Origin of the sequence: Pseudomonas sp. HMWF021, assembly GCF_003061005.1 — a bacterium.
GTDB lineage: Bacteria > Pseudomonadota > Gammaproteobacteria > Pseudomonadales > Pseudomonadaceae > Aquipseudomonas.
Window position 1 is genome coordinate 1 of the sequence record NZ_QAIK01000187.1, and the last position, 1566, is coordinate 1566.

The following is a 1566-nucleotide window of genomic DNA, read 5'->3' on the forward strand; positions in this document are numbered from 1 at the left end:
GAGTTCGTCCTGACTGACGGTGCCGTCCTTGTTCTTGTCCAGAGCCGAAAAGATCTGATTGCTGTCGGCGCTGCTGCCGGCGCTGGTCAGGCCACTGCTCAGTTCGTCGCTGCTGATCGCGCCATCGCCATCGGTGTCGAGGGCACTGATCAGGGCGTCGGCCAGATCGGTGTTGGGGGCTTGATCCTTTGGTGGCGGTGGGGGCGCCATGGCGCTCATTTCTTCGGCGCTGAGGCTGCCGCTGGCGTCGCTGTCCAGATCACCGAATTGCTTGCTGAGGTTGACCAGCAGGCCGTCGCTGGATTTCTGCGACAGGGCGCTGTTCAGTTCGTCCTGATCCACCGCGCCATCGCCATTGCTGTCGAGTTTGGCGAACAGCTGCTTTTGCAGCTGCTGGCTGCGGGCGTTTTGGGTGGAGGTGCTGCTGGTGCTGGTATAGCTCGTGTAGTTGCTGACGCTACCGATCATGGGCTCACTCCTTGGACTGTAAAACCGGTGGGTGTACCGGCTTGTGCAGACTCAAGGGGCAAGTTGTCCTGGGTATTTTGGCTTTGTACCGGGTGGTACACAGACGCCCCGATCCCCCTGTAGGAGCTGCCGAAGGCTGCGATCTTTTGCCGTTGCCCTATCCAGCACCCAGCAGAATCAAATGATCGCAGCCTCGTTGCACTCGACAGCTCCTGCAAATGGCTTTGATGTTACTCAGGTGCGCGGCAGGCGGATGACGGCGGTCAGGCCGCCACCCGAAGTTTCTTCCAGGTTCAACTGCCCGCCCAGACGCTGAGCGGCCTCGCGAGCAATGGTCATGCCCAGGCCGACACCGCCGGAATTGCGGTTGCGTGAGCCTTCCAGGCGATAGAACGGCTCGAACACGGCCTCGCGTTTGTCTTCGGCAATGCCCGGGCCGTGGTCGATCACGCGGATCAGCAGTTGCTCACGCTGATCCTGCAGTTCGATGCGCGCTTGTCCGGCGTAGCGCAGGGCGTTGTCCATCAGGTTGTTGATGCACGAGCGCAATGCCATCGGTTGTACCTGCAGCGGCGCGCAATGGCCGCTGACTTCAACGTCCGCGCCTTGGTCCTGGGCGTTTTCGCAGAGGGATTCGACCAAGGCCTGCACGTCCATCAACTGCAGGGCTTCGCTGGTGCGTTGTTCGTGCAGGTAGGTAAGGGTGGCGTCGAGCATGCCGATCATGTCGTTGAGGTCCTGACGCATCTGGCCCTGCAGTTTGTCGTCGTCGATCTGTTCCAGGCGCAGTTTCAACCGCGACAGCGGGGTGCGCAGGTCATGGGAGACGGCGCCGAGCATGCGTGCCCGTTGCTGCACCTGTTCGCGAATGCGTTGTTGCATCAAGTTGAAGGTGTACGCCGCTTGCCGGGCTTCACGCGGGCCGGACTCGTCCAATGGCGGGCTGTCGAGGTTCTCGCTGAGGCGTTCGGCGGCGTCGCTCAGGCGCTGGATGGGCCGACTGAGCAGCTTGGCGCCGTACCACGCAGCGATCATCAGCGAGATGAACTGGAAGGTCAGCGGCACCAGCGGCCCGCCGAACCAGGGGCGAGGCGGGCG

2 protein-coding genes are annotated in these 1566 nt (G+C 62.4%); both read right to left on the minus strand.

The genetic code is table 11. From position 1 onward, the window contains the following. Positions 1-468 (minus strand): EF-hand domain-containing protein (xopAW, locus tag DBR18_RS27115; protein ID WP_146188811.1); only part of this gene is annotated, 468 nt, incomplete at its 3' end. A 234-nt stretch (positions 469-702) separates the two neighbouring features. Beyond that, positions 703-1566 (minus strand): HAMP domain-containing sensor histidine kinase (locus tag DBR18_RS27120; RefSeq protein ID WP_108592646.1); only part of this gene is annotated, 864 nt, incomplete at its 5' end.